Genomic DNA, 16,250 nt, shown 5'->3' on the forward strand with positions numbered 1-16,250 from the left:
TAATCAGAATAAAAAAGAGGAGGTTCGCAAACCTCCTCTTTTTTTATAATAGCTGAGAAACAATAATTTTCTCAGTCATATGTCTATATCATATTATAATAATTCCATGCGGCTACAAAAACTCCTGCAGTTTCGGTTCTTAGTCTTTGATTTCCTAGAGAGACTGCTTTTACTTTATTTTCTGCCAGAAATGCAATCTCCTTTTCAGAAAAATCACCTTCAGGACCTATTAAAAATGTAAGCTGTTCCATTTGAGGAATATTTTTAAGATCAATTCTTTCCAGATTTTCATGACAGTGGGCTACAAAAGTATGTTCAGAATCAGTATTTTTCAGGAAGTCTGTAAGTTTTACAGCATCATTGATGACCGGAAAATGAAATCTCAGACTTTGTTTCGACGCAGCAACTGCCTGTTTTCTGATTTTATCAATATTGATGTTTTTACGTTCTGTTTTCTCGGTTACAATAATACTAATTTCCGAAATACCCATTTCCACAGCCTTTTCCACAAAGAACTCGATTCTGTCAATATTCTTGGTGGGAGCAATAGCAATATGAAGTTGAGGGGTGAATTCCGGTAGATTTTCTTTGATCTCAGAAACTTCAATACTTGCTTTTTTACCTTCTATAAACAGTTTTCCGGAAGCAAGTTTCCCTTTTCCATCCGTCACATGAATGTCTTCGCCATCTCTCATACGAAGTACTTTCACAATATGCTGCTGTTCTTCATCATTGATGATGACTTGGTGATCTGTTATTTCTCCGTAAAATAATTTCATATATCCTGACTTATAAATGCAACTCCTGTTTTAATGGTTGTATATATGTCCGTATCACACTCCCTGTAAGAACACATGTATATTTCTTCTATCCAGATATTATTAATAAAAATCAGATTTAAATATTCCTGTTTTCTCAAATTATTTTTGATTGATAAATAATCTCCTTCTTTTGGAGTATAAGGAAAACTAAAAAGATGTTCGGAATTGATTAATTTTAAAACTTCTTCTTTAATATCCTGAATATATCCAGTTTCAGAACTTGATGGAAAATAATCTAAAGAAGTCTCAGTGTTATCATTTTTTCCTGTAATCGTTTCTAATATCCAGTAATATTTTGAGTTTTTTTTAGAATGTGTACCCAGTACTTTTTCTTCTAAGAGTATTTTCATAAATCATATTTTGCCGTTGCCGAAGTTCTCAAATCCGTAAATTCACCTCTCTCAAACTTCAGTTTCGCTACCATGGCGATCATCGCAGCATTGTCTGTGGTATATTCAAATTTTGGAATATAAATACCCCAGCCCAGTCTTTCTTTGTTGTCTTCCATTGCTTTTCTCAGCGCAGAATTAGCGGATACACCACCTGCAATAGCAACTTCATTTACGTTAAGATCTTTGGCTGCTTTTTCAAGTTTATTCATCAGGATTTCGATGATGGATTTCTGTACAGATGCGCATAGGTCATTTAGATTTTCCTTGATGAAATCATGATTTTTTCTGACTTCTTTCTGAATGAAATACAATACGGAAGTTTTAATACCGCTGAAAGAATAATCATAGTTTTCCAGTTTCGGTTTGTTGAATTTAAACGCATCAGGATTTCCTTCCTTGGCCAATCTGTCGATGATAGGTCCGGCAGGGTAGTCAAGGTCAAAAATCTTTCCGATTTTATCAAAAGCTTCTCCTGCGGCATCATCAATAGTTTTCCCGATAATTTCCATGTCGAAATAGTCTTTTACCATTACAATCATGGTATGTCCGCCACTTACCGTAAGACATAAGAATGGAAAAGTAGGCGGCACAGGATTTGCATCTTCGATGAAATGGGCCAGAATGTGGGCTTGAAGGTGATTTACTTCAATCAAAGGTACATTCAGGCTCATAGCCAAAGACTTAGCAAATGATGTTCCTACAAGAAGAGATCCTAAAAGTCCCGGTCCGCGAGTAAATCCTATAGCAGAGATAGCATTTTGTTGTATATTTGCTTTAGAAAAAGATTTTTCAACAACGGGGATAATATTTTGCTGATGGGCCCGTGAAGCCAACTCAGGGACAACACCACCATATTCTTTGTGGATGGCCTGGTTCGCGGCAATGTTTGAAAGAATAGAATTTCCCTTGATGATAGCTGCTGAGGTGTCGTCGCAGGACGATTCAATACCTAAAATTATAGAGTCGCTCATAATAATGGCAAAGTTAGAGAATAATAACGAGAATGAGAATAAAAAATCGGTAGCTGAAAACCTAGGTGATCAGGTACAGAAAACTGTCGAAAATGTAGAAGAAAAAGTTCGGGAGACAGTAAAAGAAGCATCTGAGCTGGCTTCAGATGCCATACATCATCCTGTGGAAACGGCTGAAGAGTTTGGGAAACAGGCGATGAAAGATGTTACCAGCTATACCTGGTGGGCAAAACTTCTCTTGATTCTCTTTTGGTTGGGTTTAGTTCTGATAGGAGGAATATTGGTTGTTATCAATCTTCCGGTGACAAAACAGTGGGCAGCAGATCAGGCTCTTCAGATCGTAAATAAAGATTTCAAATCAGGATTTTCCACAGAAAGTGTAGATGTCAATTACTTTGGAGATGTGACTATAAAAGGCTTAAAAGTAAAAGATTATAAAGGATTCGATTTTATTAAAGCCCGTGAATTCCGTGCAGATTCAGACTGGATATCGCTGGCTGTGAATGCCATTTCAGGAAAAAGCAATTCTTTAAGCTTCAATTCCCTGACTCTCGTTAATGCCGAAGTAAAAGTAATTACCTATAAAGGAGACAGTATATCCAATTTTGTCAGATTTACAGAACTCTTTGATGATGGTAAGAAAAGAGACCCGAAAAAACCTCCTTTTCAGCTGAATTCCAGAGTACAGATTATTGATTCTAAAGTTTCCATCATCAATGAAAACTCCCCCGGAGAACAGGGAAAATGGCTTACAGCAACAAAATTCAACTTAAAAGCACCTAATGTAAAAGTCAACGGACCGAATGTTTCGGCATTGATCAATAATATGTCATTTGTGACCTCAAGATGGGGGAAATCTCATTTTGTGGACACTTTTTCAACAGAACTGTCTTTAACGAAACAGTTTTTATCATTAAAAGATCTTACACTGAATACAGATCATACATTACTTCAGGGGGATATTAAGTTTAATCTTCATGACGGATCCTGGTCAGATTTTGCTGACAGGGTACGTTGGGATATGAACATTCAACAGGGAAGCCAGATAAGTGGTTATGATATCAGTTATTTTGTGACGAACTGGGATAATATCAAGCCGTTCAATCTTTCAGGGACGATGACGGGACCTTTAAATAAATTCCATTTGGAGAATTTCCTGATCAGAAACCCGGATGTTAATATTGCAACCAAAACAATGAAGGTTGATAACCTGCTGAAAGGACATTTTGCCATTGAGACCAAAGATCTTTCCGCAGATTTCACTTACAAGGATTTAAAAGCAATGATGCCTTCCTTTATCTCCAAAAAGATGAAGAATTTTGCTGATGATTTTGGGAAACTAAAGTATAACGGAACTGCAAGAGTAAATCCGGATCAGATTTATGTAGAAAGCGGAAACTTAATGACAGGAATAGGGCAGGCTAAAATATCCAAGCTTACCTTATCCGGTTACAGCACTGCAATGCCTAAATATTCCGGTTATCTTGATGTGAAAGACCTTAATACATCTGTTATCACAAAGAATAAGACGGTGGGTTTAATCTCTGGTAAGTTTGATCTTAACGGTCAAAGCTTTGATGTTAATACAATGCGTCTGACGACTAAATCTCAGATTGCAAGCATTGAAATTATGGATAAAACGATCAATAACCTGTATCTGGACGGATTATTGGATCATAAAAAATACAACGGACTTATTACCGTTAATGATGAACAGGCAAAAGCTACCATCAAAGGATTAATAGATTTCAGTACTTCAAGAGTTGCTATGGATGTCAACGCGGATGTTACCTACCTGAATATGAACTATTTTACCAATAAACCAGGCAGTCAGGTGGTAAGCGGTCAGGTTGAAGGAAAGATGGCAATGTCTTCCATTAATGATCTTACGCTGGATGTTAATGCCAATAATTTACACTTTGCTACAGCAACTCAAAAATACAATATTCCGAATGCCAAATTAAAAACCTTTGTGGAAGCAGGAGGCCGTGTGATTGATGTAGATGCTCCGGGAGCTGCTACAGGAAAGATATCGGGAAGATATAACCTGGCAGATCTCGCAGGAATGGTAGAAAACGGAGTAGGAAGAATATTGGTGGGACCGCCTCCGAGAAAATTATACCGCGGACAGAATTTTGCATTGAAGTTTGATGTTCAGCAGGGATTGGTAAATTATTTTTTACCGGAACTTAAACTACCACAGGGAGCTATTGTGGAAGGAGAATATGACGGAAATTCAAACAACCTTATTCTGAATCTGGATGCTGCTTCTTTGAAATATATAATGACGAAGGAGGAAGAAATTACAGATGCTGATAAAGCGCTGGCAGATTCCAATCCTGATTATAAAGTTAATGACCGAAAAAATCTTAACAGAGACAGTGCAATGGTGGATAGTGTTAAAGTGAGAATTAACACGGCTGATCTTAACCAGCAGTTGTATGCAAAGATCAATAGGGTAGTTTATAACAAAAATGTAATCAAAGACTTTGAGCTTAAAGGGAATAATGAGAATGGAAATACCCTTCATTTAGCTACCGTATTTAAGCATGGAAGCCCTGATGATGAAATTAATGAAAAGCTTAAGGAATACGCTATTAATGTAGATCAGTCTACAGATGCGGCTGGTGATTATGTATTCAGATTTGAACCTACCGAAGTGAAATTTAATGAAGTGACCTGGGCTATAGATACAAGCCCGGAACTGAATCACTCCATTACTTATAGAAGAAATACGGGAGATTTTGATATCAGAAACCTAAGGGTTTATTCAGATAAAAGTGCTTTGTTTATTAAAGAAGCACAATTTAAATCGGCAAAAGATTTTTATGTAGATGCTGATATCAATGATTTTTCTGTAGAAAAGCTCCTGGAAATGCAGTCAGGGGGAAATACAATGGATATAAAAGGTCTTGCCAACGGAAGTGTTAAGATCAAAATGGATAAAAGTACCCTTCAGCCACTGGTAGATCTTACTATTGATGATATTAAGATGAATGGCAACGATATGGGGGATATCTCTATTTCTGCTACCAATGGTTTCTCACTGAACGTTTATGATATAGATGTAAAAGTTCACTCTGCAGGAGTCCTTGGAAATAACAGTCTTAATCTGACAGGAACCGTTAATAATAATACCTCTTCTCCAATCATTGACCTTACGGCAGAAATGCGTGATTTTGATTTGGCATTTACACAACAATTTGTACAGACTGTTTTTGGAAATCTTAGAGGAAAAGCAACCGGAGATCTTAAAATTAACGGAAAGCTCAACAATCTGGACTATAACGGTGATATAGCTTTAAAAGATTTCGGATTAAAGCTTTTATTTACCGGAGTAGACTATTCGTTTGATGATACTGTGATTCAGCTGACCAAAGGGCTAGCCATCCTCAACAATATTGAGGTGCATGATGGAAGAACCAATTCTAAAGGAAATGTTTCTGGGGCCATCCAGTTTGAGACTCTTTCTTCGATGGGAGTATCTCTCGTAATGAGGGCAGACAATCTGCTGATGCTTAATACTACTCAAAAAGATTTTGATCTGTTCTGGGGAAGAGTTTACGGGCAGGGAGATCTTTACGTAGACGGACCTGTTTCAGGATTAAGTATTACAACTCCTAATATGAAGGCGCTTAACGGAAGTACCTTTACCTTTAATTCCAGTTCTACATCCAATGTTGAAGAATTCAAGATGCTGAGATTCCTGAAAGAAGGAAAAGATGGTCTGATTACACTGGAAGAAAAGAAGAAAACAGGAGCCAATATGAATATTGATTTCAATCTGGCCGTAGATAAAGGAACTACCGTAAATGTACTGGTAGGAGATGATGTAGGAAATATTACAGTAAAAGGCTCTGCCGATCCGTTGAGGTTCCACATGAACAGACAGGGGAATATCGCCATGAGCGGTACTTATAAAGTAGATAACGGAACATTTGTCTCTAAGGCAATTCTTAATAAAACTTTCCAGATAGAGAGGAACAGTAGTATAAGATGGGATGGTGATGCTATGAAGCCTGCATTAGACATTAATGCCAACTATGTAAGAATGGTTTCTAATGCCGGGGAGTACCTTAGCATGGGAAAACTGCAGCCTATCAGTATTTTGCTGCAGGCCCACATTACCCAGTCGTTGGTAGACCCTAATATTGACCTTAATGTAACTGCTATGGATGTTTCCAGCCAGGTAAGGGAAACACTTGCTGCCAAAATGAGCCAGGAAGGAGAAAAGGTTCTTCAGTTCGGATCTGTTCTGCTGTTGAGTACTTTCAACGTCTCAAACTCTGGCGGGGTAGATGTGAATGTAGGAAATGTAGCAGAGTCATCCGGATATAATATGCTTCTGAAACAATTGGGATCTGTTCTTAATACGATGAGTAATGAATTCCAGATTGACCTTAATTACGTAAAAGGTGACCAGAATTCAAACTTTGGAGACAGAGCAAATGCGGGATTGAGTGTAGCTCTTTCCCCAAGAATCAATATAAAAACAGGTTTGGGTATTCCATTATCGAAAACAGATGGTGCCCAGAACAACTATTTGTCTACAGAAGGCTCTGTAGAGTATGATTTATCTAAAAAGAACGACGGTACGCTGGTTATACGTGCTTATTCCAAGCCTACGAACATCGGAATGGTGAGTACAAACGGTTCTGCAAATCAAGCCTATGGAGGAGGAGTTGTGTGGAGTAAAAGCTTCAATTCTTTGTTTAAAAAGAAGAAAAAAGACAAAAAAACTTCAGATGCAAAAGGTGAAATAAAAACAGATTCTATAAAATCGAATGGTAAATAATTAGAATATTTTAATGATTTTTATCATCTGTGTTAATTATTGTTAATATTTGATATATATTTTTTAGTTAAATTATTTTTCGTAAATTTGCAAAAAATACATAGATTTTTTAAAGAAATTGTAATTTAACTAATATGAACTATCAACTGGACGAAATAGACAAGAAAATTCTTGATTTCTTAGTAGAAAACACAAGAATGCCTTTTACTGAAATTGCAAAGCAGATGGATGTTTCTGCTGGAACAATTCACGTAAGAGTGAAAAAGATGGAAGATGCAGGTATTATTTTGGGATCATCTCTTAATATCGATTATGGTAAGCTGGATTATCACTTTACAGCTTTCATAGGGATCCTTTTGACAAAATCAAACCGTACTCAGGAAGTATTGAAAGAATTGTCAACTTTACCTAACGTCATTGAAGCTAGCGTTATTTCAGGAAAATATAATATTTTCTGCAAAGTAAGAGCTAAGAATACGGATGATGCTAAAAGAATTATTTATCAGATAGATGACATTCAGGATGTAATGAGAACTGAAAGTATGATTTCTATGGAAGAATTCTTAAGTGACAAAAACAGACTGATCAACGCTATCTCTGTATAAGTCAAATTTTAAACGAATAATTATAAAAGAACTTATGAAATCTCTCATAAGTTCTTTATTTTTGTAGGTATGGAAGAATACAGCTATTTTGACGAAGATCCGAAGAAAGGATGGGGATTTGTACTGGCATTTGCAGCCTTAATGTTGTTTACTATAATGGGGCTTGGAATAGATGTGGATGAATATCTGCAGCATGAATACCTGGAGATCCCAAGGTGGTATTTCTATGTTATTTTTTCAATTGATGTATTGATGATGATTGGACTGATACTGATGTTTTTCTACAGAAAAATAGGAATCTTCATGTTCCCTGCTTTACTGGTGATGCACTTCTTTATGCACAATTATTACCTGTCTACATTTTTGTATACGGATGTTACCAATCTTTTCCTTTTCACAGGATTTGGTATGCTTGCCATTATCCCGAAATGGAAGTTTTTTAAATAAACAGAAATTAGCTATTATCATATAACAAACCGCTTTTAAATACTATTTAAAAGCGGTTTTTGAATAATAAAAAAGAGTAAAAAACATTATCTGAGTTCCAACGAATTGAAATTTTTTTTCTTTAAAGGATTTTTTCTCCAATCTTCCCAGTTTCCTGTATAGGGATTATAGCCACATTTTAGAGGTTTTGATATATTCAGACCTTCTTTGCTTTTTTCTGCATTTTCGGTGTACGCCCTGCAGTCTGTGCAGACGTAACGAAACTCGCAGTCCTTACAGATTTCTATATTGTCTTTGGTCAGATTCCAATATTTTTTGAAATTAGGTTGGGTTATAGCTTCTTCAAGGCTGTTATTACGGATGTTTCCAAAGTTTTCACTCATCAGCGGGCAATTTTTAATGGCACCGTTTCGGTCAATACCTATCTTTTTATACAGGCAGGAATTATGGTTGATAGCTTCCAATACTTTACTGATGTTGGTATTGAAGTATTTCAGTTCCACTTTTCCGCAGGCAGATATTTTCAGTTCATCTTTCAGGAAATTAAGTGAGAATCGATATTCATCTTTAGCTTTGAAAGGAGGCTTCGAACAATTGTAAAAAATGAGACTGTATATTCTTGCTGTGTTTTTTTGAAGAGCCTGTATAAAAGATAGATTGGTTTCCTTGTGAAACGGAGAGAATATTTCTATTCCCGAAAGCACGGAGGTTTTAAATACATCATCAATTTCTATGAATTCATGTATTGTTAATGGTTTTAAACTGTAAATGACCAAATGTTTAATTCCAAGGTTTTCTATAGAAGGGTTTATTTTTTTCAGTAACTCGATATCTTCCATTTCTATAAAGAGATCTGTAATGATACTGGGCTCATGATATTCATAAGAAAGAGGAGGGAAGTTCCTGTCCCAATCGTTCTCAGTAACAAATCCGTATTCTTTTTCCAGCAGGAGATTAATGTATTCCTGAACAATTGATCTGGATTCTTTATCATAAACTTTTAGTATGTCTTCAAGAGAGTGATTTTTCATTTCTTCTATAATCTCGTACAATTCCAAGGGATATAGTTCAGATACATTTCTCTGTAGATCCGAAATAAGAATTCTGGTTGCTCCTTTGGTGATCAGAATGTTGCTGAATAGATTAAAATAGTTCATAATAATCGATTAAGGGATTTCACCGGCTTTTCTCTTATATAGAAATTCGTCTGATATTTTTCGCAGGCTAAAACATAAACAACATCATTAGGTTTTTTAAGTTTCTGATCGGCGAAGGTTTCAATATGTTTAAAGGTAAGCGGAAGCTTGTTTTTTTCTTTAACTTTAATTTTCATAAGTAATCTGCTATTTTTTTAAATAGGGGGTAATTGCAATGATAATCTACATTAGCAAATTGTCCCACAGGATTAATTTCTAAGAAATAATATCTATCATCACTTTTAATGAAGTCTAGTGAACCACAATTTAGATCCAATATTTGCATAAGCTTATGAATTTTTAATTCAATATCTTGAGGAAGTTTATATGGTATGTTCCTATTAGGTTTTTTTGTGTTATATTTCCTGAAATCAGTTTTAGTTTGTTCATCATTTTGAGAAAAAATAGCCATTGAGAAGCATTCACCATTGATATAAAATGTCCTTATTTCGAAATCCTTTTCTATTTTCTCTTGGAAAAAAGAAACGAAAAAACTTTGTCTCTCCATTTTCTTTACTATAGTTGTATACATGATGCCATTCTGGTTATTTAATATATTATCTAATATTACATTTCCCGTAATTGCTTTTGTAATTGTTTGGTTTATTGGGATTTCGTCGGTACTTTCAGCTAGGAAATAAGAGGGTACATCAAAACCTGTTTTCTGGGCATACTCCAATACTAAAAGCTTATTAATATGAGCTCTAGTTTGTTTATTCACATGGTTTTTAGATTCTAAAGTACGAAGTACATAGTCTTCAAGCCAATGTTGGACTTCATTCATATGAATATTTATAGAGGTATTATTGTATTGTAAACGTTTAAATTGTAATCCCCCTCTTCTATACCATACACTATAAATATCATCAAGAAAAAAACTGTTCTTCTGACTTTGTAAAAAGAACCTTTTTTTTAGAATTTTGATTACAAAAACTTCATCTTCATGAATATGAATAAAGTCTTTATTCATTGAAGTGAGATAACGCATAACTTCAATCGCTGTTCTGTCATTATCATTTGAGAAAATCAGTATCATTTGGTTTTTAAACTATCGGCTAAATCTTTTGCTAATTTGTTTCGGTATGTTAAACTTGGAAGTCCAATACCTTTTCGGTTATGGTTTACTTTTGATGAATCTTTTATATTTTCATATCCCTGATAAACTCCATAGGTATAAGGAACTTTATGATGTAAGTTATTTCGATCTATCATAGCAGCATAGTCTCGAGGTCTGCATTTACCTGATTTTACATATTCTAATATTTTAGTTTTGAAATAAGTATAATATTCATCATAATCTGCCATATGTAGTAATAATACACCCATAGGCATAAAAACATCTCCATTCCATAAACCTATTTTTTGCATCGTTGGGAAGTCATGGTTTTCAAATGTCCATTGAAGAAGCTCTGCATTCTTTTTATCATTCTTAAAAATATCCAATTTGTTTGTTCGTCCTCCATATTGGTCACGCTTGAATGCAACAGTAAAGGAATCAACTAATTTTCTATTGAGACTTTTTTCCCATTTTGCAATATGTTTTTCTATTTCAAGACTATCAATATTATATTTCTTATAAAGCTTGATGAAATGCGCATCTTGTTTTTTATATTTCCAATAAGGTGCTACTAAAGGAATTAATTTGTAAAGATTTTTTTTGCCTCCAAATTTTTTATGGTATTTGTTTGCAAGTCTGATATAGGTTTCATATTCCTCAATACGTTCTTGGTTCAAAGGGCGATATCTTCTAAACAGCTTCTTATATAAGACTACAGCTTTTTCAGGTTGTTTTGCAATCCTGTAGATACTATCAATCTCGTTTACTTTATTATAATATTGAATATAATTTCGATTTTTGCAGGAACTAAAGAATAAACAAAGAATCAAATAGCTTATATATTTTAAATGAAGATTTTGATTTTGTTTCATATTGCGTTATTATTGGGAGCAGAAGGATTTATTAATTATGAAGTAACTGATAAAGACAGGACTGTAGATTGATTATATACAGTCCTGTTGATTTTATTTCCTGTTAATAAGGAGTGGTTGTACTAGGACCTTCAATCGTTAAAGTCATTGTCTTAACACCATCTTTGTAATAAGCTGTATCAGAACAATTATTGCCACATTGAGTAGGCTCTGAAGTTCTTGCTGTATCAGCTCCCCCGTGAATGTTTTGCAGGTTTTTCATTTTCTTGTTTTCTAAAGAAGAGAAGTTTCTCTTCATTCCATTTAATTTTTTCATGTTGGTAAATTTTTAAATTTATATAGATCATTTATGTCATGTAATCCCTGACATTGGGGTAAATAATTCTCATATTTATCATGTACTGTACACATACAATTTAAAAATGCAGAATGTATTTCGTCAACGTTGATGGTTCAAAACTAAAAATTATTACATCACTTCAGTGGGAAAATATGTAAGTGATTTGTTTTTTTTCTGTACACAAATACATATGGAAACAGGGAATACATCACAGGATTTAGTGAAATATTTGAAACTTAAAAAAGTATAAAGGAAAGTTTGACCGCATGAAGAAAATATCAAAAGATAACAGCATGTTGTAAAGTAATATTTTCTATTGTACAATACAGAAGAATAATCAAATTTATACTGAAAATAAGAGGTTAGCGAACTCATTTTGAAAGGAATTTGTATCTTTCTAATGATGTTGTTCGTAAAAAAGTAATGGTTTTGAATGAAAAATGATCATGAAATCGTATAAATTTTCACAAAAAAAGTTCTGATTTTATGCTTATTCGTGTCTAAGAGGCTATAATAAGTCATAAAAATGAAGCTTTTGACCTAAGGAGAAAATAAAGTATAGCCGTAAAACGCAGTCACTGTTTATTCAGAAAATACTCTTGAAAAAAGTCTGAAACCATATTTTAATTGAGACCAAACTTCTTTTTAATGGATATTTGGTCATTCTATACTTTTCTATCTTGTGCATTGCGGATTAATCGAAAACAGGGGCTATATGTGGGAATGATCCAAACAGCTGATCATAAAATTCTAAAATACAATAGCTATAATCATGAATTTGGCTGTACTTCTAAAGAATATAATGAGCTGATTTGACAGGATAAAGGTAATTTTACCGCCCATTTTAAAAAAGAAAAGAAGTATGGATTTTGAAATTTTGAAACAGCAGATAGAAGATGCTGCCAGGAAAGCTTTTTTAGAAGTGTATGATAAACATGGAGGAGAAGAGATTTACAGCTTTGCATTGTATAGTGATGAAGGTGCAATGACGGTTTGTCCTGCAGCCAATACTATGAAAGTAATGGAAACTGTGGATAAGGATGATGCTCTTTATTATAAATACGAACCGGCAGAATGGGCCTATGAAATGGAAGGAGCTGATGAAGAATTCAATAAAATCTGTACTCAGCTGAGAGCAGAACTGGATAAACATGATGACGATGATCAATGGTTTGAAAGTTTTCAGGCTAAGTTGTATTCCATTTGTATTGAAGTATTGGAAAAACTTAAAAATGAAAACTTTTTCACAAAGATCACTGGCAAAGATATTTTCCTGATTTTCACCGTTTCTGATTATGAGTTTGAGAAAGAAGAATTGAAAAATCTTATCACAAGACTTAATAATAATGAATACAAAAGTGAATATTTGGGTTGGATGGCTACCTGGGGCAATTAAAAGAATGACGAATAAAAAAAACACTTTAAATATATACGTATGAAGCCAGATAAAATAATTGTCTCAGAAGCCTCTTATAAAAGCAGTGAGCCTTATGATATAATCCGCTCCAATATCTCTGTGGTAAGCCTCTTAGACGAAGAAGGAATAGAAGAAGAGAATATGCATGAAGATTCAATCACCAGTTACTATGTGGATTATTACATCAGTCAGTATAAAAACGGGAACTTTTCACAGTTTGTATGGAATTCAGGATGGTCAGCAGAACTTAATAAGATCATTGAAGAAGGTTTAAAGAAAATAGGAGCTCAAAAACATTTGGATTTGTTTCTGGAACAGTCCTTAAAGGTGGAGAGCTTAAATAAGAAGGAATTGGAAAAGTTTTTGGAAAGCGAATATTTTGGTTCCAATCCAACAAGAGATGCCTTGAAAAATGATTCATTTTACGACCTTGAGGAAAACTTAACAGGACTTCATGCCCAATGGTTAAAAAATCATCCGGATCTGAAAGTTCTGACTATCGATGACATGTTTTCAGAGCTTGAGAAATGGGTAGGAAGGGAAATCGAGAGATAATATTGAATTCTTAAATGAATAGAGTTATGGAAGACCTTAAGAAACTTAATATTGAATTTGAAAACTATCTGGATGAAATTAGCGTACCGCTTACTGAAGATCTGATTCACTTGTTGGAAGGTAAAGGAATTAATTACCTTAGCGGCAATACTCAATCCGATATCAAAGCTTTTTATTTTGAATATGAATTTGAATATCTGAATATCATCTTCTGGGGTGTTAACAGTAAAGGTAAAATCGAAACAGAAACAATCTCCCTGCCAGCAAAAAAGAACAAGAATGATGATGAAAAGTGGACTGCATTGATTCCAGAAGAAATATGGCAGAAAGCTTCAGATTTTCAGGATGATTATGAAGAGGATGATTTTGATGAAATTCTGGATGAATATAATGATGAAAAGTACCGCCTGTTTGAACAATGGTTTATTACATGCTGGAAAAAAGCATCAGAACAGACCAATATACAAATGGATGCCTATTTTTCCATTCATGACAGCTATTTCAAAACAGATCTGAATACTCTGAAAACCCTTAATGAGGATGAAATTGACCAGCGTTTTGAATAGATGGAATCTTTGATAAATCTATTTTTATAGCAGTAAACTCCAAATCAAATTATCAACAACAATTATATTAATTATGAACAATTACAAATTTTACAAACAAGAAGGAAACCAATATATCTTTAAAAACCAGCCTGTATTTGTAATGGTGCTTTGTATTTTCTTTCTGATCGTAGCAGGATTACTTTTTAATAGTGTAAGAACTCTTAGCTATGTCCTTATTGCAGTGGTAGTACTTATTTTGATTAATTTTTTCACCAAGAAATTCATCATTGATATGGACCGAATGACCATTACAGGAAAACACACCATTTTTGTTCCGGCGAGAACCTATCCGATAGAAAATTTCAGAAATTTTCATGTACTGGCAACAAAATACATGGGTTTTATTACCACCAATGTAATACTGTCTATTTATTTTGAAGTAGAGGGTAAAGAAAAGAAGCTTACGATAGGGCAGGCCATTACTCAAAAAGGGATACAGAAAATGGTAAACGAAACAGAAGATATTATGAACATCAATAATCCTGAGAATGGACATCAGAGACCGCTATAAATTTGAAGAAAACGGAAGTGAAATAAGCTTTATGCCCAATTACAGTTTCCTGCGTACATTGGTATGGTGGCTGGTATTGGGTGTGATTGCTCTTCCTGTGATCATCTATTATTTTATGGATAAAATGTCCGGAGACCAATTCAAAATTGCAATGATATTATGGGCAATTTACATGATCTACTTCCTGTTTGACCTGGTTTTCAGAGTTCCGGTAAAATTTATTTTTGATAAATCAGAGAAGTGTATCTACAGAAAGCTCCTACTCTCCAAAAAACTGATGAATTTTGATGAAATGACCTATTTTGTGAATGATGAAAGAGGAACATACTATTATTCAATAGGAAAAAAGAGAAATCAGTTTGTGAAAAATTACAGGATCAGCAATTATTTTTCAGGATCAAAAGCTTCAGAAAGAAGAGAGGATGAATACATCAAAGAAATATTGTGTCCGGTTTTAATTGCTATCGGGATTCCTCTCAACAGTGAAGAACAATAATAAGAAGGATAAAAACTAATACGATGAAGAATTCAGGTATAACCATTCCCTTCCTCTGGAGGGGTGACAGAAATTCAAAGAATTTTTGACGGGGTGGTTTATATGCAGCAAAAAATCAACTTTTACTACTCAATAAAAAATCCGGCGGTTTCGAAGAAACCGCCGGATTTTTTCTATATAAAATAGCTTATATTAAGCTAAAATTCTTTTTACAGCTTCTTTTACTGCAGCAGCATCAATTTTATACTTCTTCATCAATTCTGCTGGTGTTGCAGACTCTCCGAAAGTATCGTTTACCGCTACAAATTCTTGTTTTGTAGGTCTTTTTCTTGCAAGCATACCTGCAACAGACTCTCCTAAACCTCCAAGGTAGTTGTGCTCCTCAGCTGTTACAATTTTACCTGTTTTTTCAACAGATTTTAAGATGATTTCTTCGTCAAGAGGTTTAATCGTGTGAATGTTGATTACCTCACAAGAAATACCTTCTTTCTCAAGCTCATCAGCAGCTACAAGAGACTCCCATACAAGGTGTCCTGTTGCAACAATCGTTACATCAGTTCCTTCCTGAAGCATAATTCCTTTTCCGATCTCGAAAGGCATATCTTCCGGAATGAAAACAGGAACTACCGGTCTTCCGAATCTTAAATATACAGGACCTTCAAAATCTGCAATCGCTAAGGTAGCAGCTTTAGTCTGGTTGTAGTCACAAGTGTTGATAACCGTCATTCCAGGAAGCATTTTCATCATACCAATGTCTTCAAGAACCTGGTGAGTAGCTCCATCTTCTCCTAAAGTAAGACCTGCGTGAGATGCACAGATTTTTACATTTTTGTTAGAATAAGCAATAGATTGACGGATCTGATCATATACTCTTGAAGTAGAGAAGTTAGCAAAAGTTCCTGTAAAAGGAATTTTCCCTGTAATACTAAGACCTGCTGCAATTCCCATCATGTTAGCTTCTGCAATCCCTATCTGGAAGAATCTTTCCGGAGCCTTCTCAATGAATTTCTCCATTTTCAAAGAACCGATAAGGTCTGCGCAAAGTGCTACTACATTAGGATTTTTGTCCGCTAGTTCTGCTAATCCTGCTCCGAATCCTGAACGAGTGTCCTTTTTTTCTGTATATGTATATTTCATTTTTATTGTATTAATCGAGATATTAAGATA

The 16,250-nt window shown here is 34.5% G+C and carries 17 protein-coding genes; 8 read left to right on the forward strand and 9 right to left on the reverse strand.

Annotated elements, in window-relative coordinates; genetic code table 11:
• Positions 1 to 83 precede the first annotated feature (83 nt).
• From KIK00_RS19850 to tsaD, 3 genes are read right to left on the reverse strand one after another with little or no spacing between them, the layout of a single operon-like run.
• Complete coding sequence (locus KIK00_RS19850; protein ID WP_255814007.1) at positions 84 to 779, reverse strand: 16S rRNA (uracil(1498)-N(3))-methyltransferase; 696 nt, start codon at positions 777 to 779, stop codon at positions 84 to 86.
• Positions 776 to 1,171, reverse strand: a complete 396-nt coding sequence (locus tag KIK00_RS19855; RefSeq protein WP_255814008.1) for a hypothetical protein — start codon at positions 1,169 to 1,171, stop codon at positions 776 to 778. The genes KIK00_RS19850 and KIK00_RS19855 overlap by 4 nt, the downstream gene beginning before the upstream one ends.
• A complete protein-coding gene (gene tsaD, locus KIK00_RS19860; RefSeq protein ID WP_255814010.1) occupies positions 1,168 to 2,184 on the reverse strand; it encodes a tRNA (adenosine(37)-N6)-threonylcarbamoyltransferase complex transferase subunit TsaD in 1,017 nt (338 codons plus the stop codon). The genes KIK00_RS19855 and tsaD overlap by 4 nt, the downstream gene beginning before the upstream one ends.
• 4 nt (positions 2,185 to 2,188) lie before the next feature.
• Here tsaD and KIK00_RS19865 point away from each other — a divergent pair, with 4 nt between their 5' ends.
• The 3 genes from KIK00_RS19865 (at position 2,189) to KIK00_RS19875 (ending at position 8,031) form a co-directional block, all read left to right on the forward strand.
• Positions 2,189 to 6,979, forward strand: a complete 4,791-nt coding sequence (locus KIK00_RS19865) for a translocation/assembly module TamB (RefSeq protein WP_255814012.1) — start codon at positions 2,189 to 2,191, stop codon at positions 6,977 to 6,979.
• Between the two features lie 134 nt (positions 6,980 to 7,113).
• On the forward strand, positions 7,114 to 7,584 hold the full coding sequence (locus KIK00_RS19870) for an Lrp/AsnC family transcriptional regulator (protein WP_034696982.1): 471 nt from the start codon (positions 7,114 to 7,116) through the stop codon (positions 7,582 to 7,584).
• 69 nt (positions 7,585 to 7,653) lie between these two features.
• Positions 7,654 to 8,031 (forward strand): hypothetical protein, encoded by a 378-nt coding sequence (locus KIK00_RS19875; protein WP_255814013.1) that lies wholly within the window; start codon positions 7,654 to 7,656, stop codon positions 8,029 to 8,031.
• A gap of 86 nt (positions 8,032 to 8,117) precedes the next feature.
• On the opposite strand, the gene gwsS is transcribed toward KIK00_RS19875, so the two are convergent.
• The 5 genes from gwsS to KIK00_RS19900 all read right to left on the reverse strand — a co-directional run bounded on the left by gwsS (position 8,118) and on the right by KIK00_RS19900 (position 11,472).
• Positions 8,118 to 9,188: a grasp-with-spasm system SPASM domain peptide maturase gene (gene gwsS, locus KIK00_RS19880; protein ID WP_255814014.1), complete on the reverse strand. Its 1,071-nt coding sequence runs from the start codon at positions 9,186 to 9,188 to the stop codon at positions 8,118 to 8,120.
• On the reverse strand, positions 9,185 to 9,364 hold the full coding sequence (locus KIK00_RS19885) for a hypothetical protein (protein WP_255814015.1): 180 nt from the start codon (positions 9,362 to 9,364) through the stop codon (positions 9,185 to 9,187). The genes gwsS and KIK00_RS19885 overlap by 4 nt, the downstream gene beginning before the upstream one ends.
• Entirely contained in the window at positions 9,361 to 10,263 is a 903-nt protein-coding gene (gene gwsG / locus KIK00_RS19890; protein ID WP_255814016.1) for a grasp-with-spasm system ATP-grasp peptide maturase, read from the reverse strand. The genes KIK00_RS19885 and gwsG overlap by 4 nt, the downstream gene beginning before the upstream one ends.
• Positions 10,260 to 11,156, reverse strand: a complete 897-nt coding sequence (locus tag KIK00_RS19895; RefSeq protein ID WP_255814017.1) for a hypothetical protein — start codon at positions 11,154 to 11,156, stop codon at positions 10,260 to 10,262. The genes gwsG and KIK00_RS19895 overlap by 4 nt, the downstream gene beginning before the upstream one ends.
• 103 nt (positions 11,157 to 11,259) lie before the next feature.
• A complete protein-coding gene (locus tag KIK00_RS19900) occupies positions 11,260 to 11,472 on the reverse strand; it encodes a TIGR04139 family peptide modification target (protein WP_255814018.1) in 213 nt (70 codons plus the stop codon).
• Between the two features lie 886 nt (positions 11,473 to 12,358).
• Between KIK00_RS19900 and KIK00_RS19905 the strand changes: the two genes are divergently transcribed.
• The 5 genes from KIK00_RS19905 to KIK00_RS19925 all read left to right on the forward strand — a co-directional run bounded on the left by KIK00_RS19905 (position 12,359) and on the right by KIK00_RS19925 (position 15,083).
• The gene (locus KIK00_RS19905) at positions 12,359 to 12,892 is read left to right on the forward strand and encodes a DUF4303 domain-containing protein (protein WP_255814019.1); all 534 of its coding nucleotides are present in this window, start codon (positions 12,359 to 12,361) and stop codon (positions 12,890 to 12,892) included.
• Positions 12,893 to 12,931: 39 nt separating this feature from the next.
• Positions 12,932 to 13,468, forward strand: coding sequence for a DUF4375 domain-containing protein (locus KIK00_RS19910; RefSeq protein ID WP_255814020.1), 537 nt, complete (start codon positions 12,932 to 12,934; stop codon positions 13,466 to 13,468).
• Positions 13,469 to 13,482: 14 nt separating this feature from the next.
• The gene (locus tag KIK00_RS19915) at positions 13,483 to 14,034 is read left to right on the forward strand and encodes a hypothetical protein (RefSeq protein ID WP_255814021.1); all 552 of its coding nucleotides are present in this window, start codon (positions 13,483 to 13,485) and stop codon (positions 14,032 to 14,034) included.
• A gap of 73 nt (positions 14,035 to 14,107) precedes the next feature.
• Positions 14,108 to 14,587 carry a hypothetical protein gene (locus KIK00_RS19920; RefSeq protein ID WP_255814022.1) on the forward strand — a complete coding sequence of 160 codons (480 nt, stop codon included), beginning with the start codon at positions 14,108 to 14,110 and terminating at the stop codon, positions 14,585 to 14,587.
• A complete protein-coding gene (locus tag KIK00_RS19925) occupies positions 14,565 to 15,083 on the forward strand; it encodes a hypothetical protein (protein WP_255814023.1) in 519 nt (172 codons plus the stop codon). Before KIK00_RS19920 ends, KIK00_RS19925 begins: the two co-directional genes overlap by 23 nt.
• A gap of 192 nt (positions 15,084 to 15,275) precedes the next feature.
• Here KIK00_RS19925 and KIK00_RS19930 read toward each other — a convergent pair whose 3' ends face one another.
• Entirely contained in the window at positions 15,276 to 16,220 is a 945-nt protein-coding gene (locus KIK00_RS19930) for a transketolase family protein (RefSeq protein WP_047382572.1), read from the reverse strand.
• Positions 16,221 to 16,250 lie beyond the last annotated feature (30 nt).

The sequence above is a fragment of the Chryseobacterium sp. MA9 genome, assembly GCF_024399315.1.
Classification (GTDB): Bacteria; Bacteroidota; Bacteroidia; order Flavobacteriales; family Weeksellaceae; genus Chryseobacterium.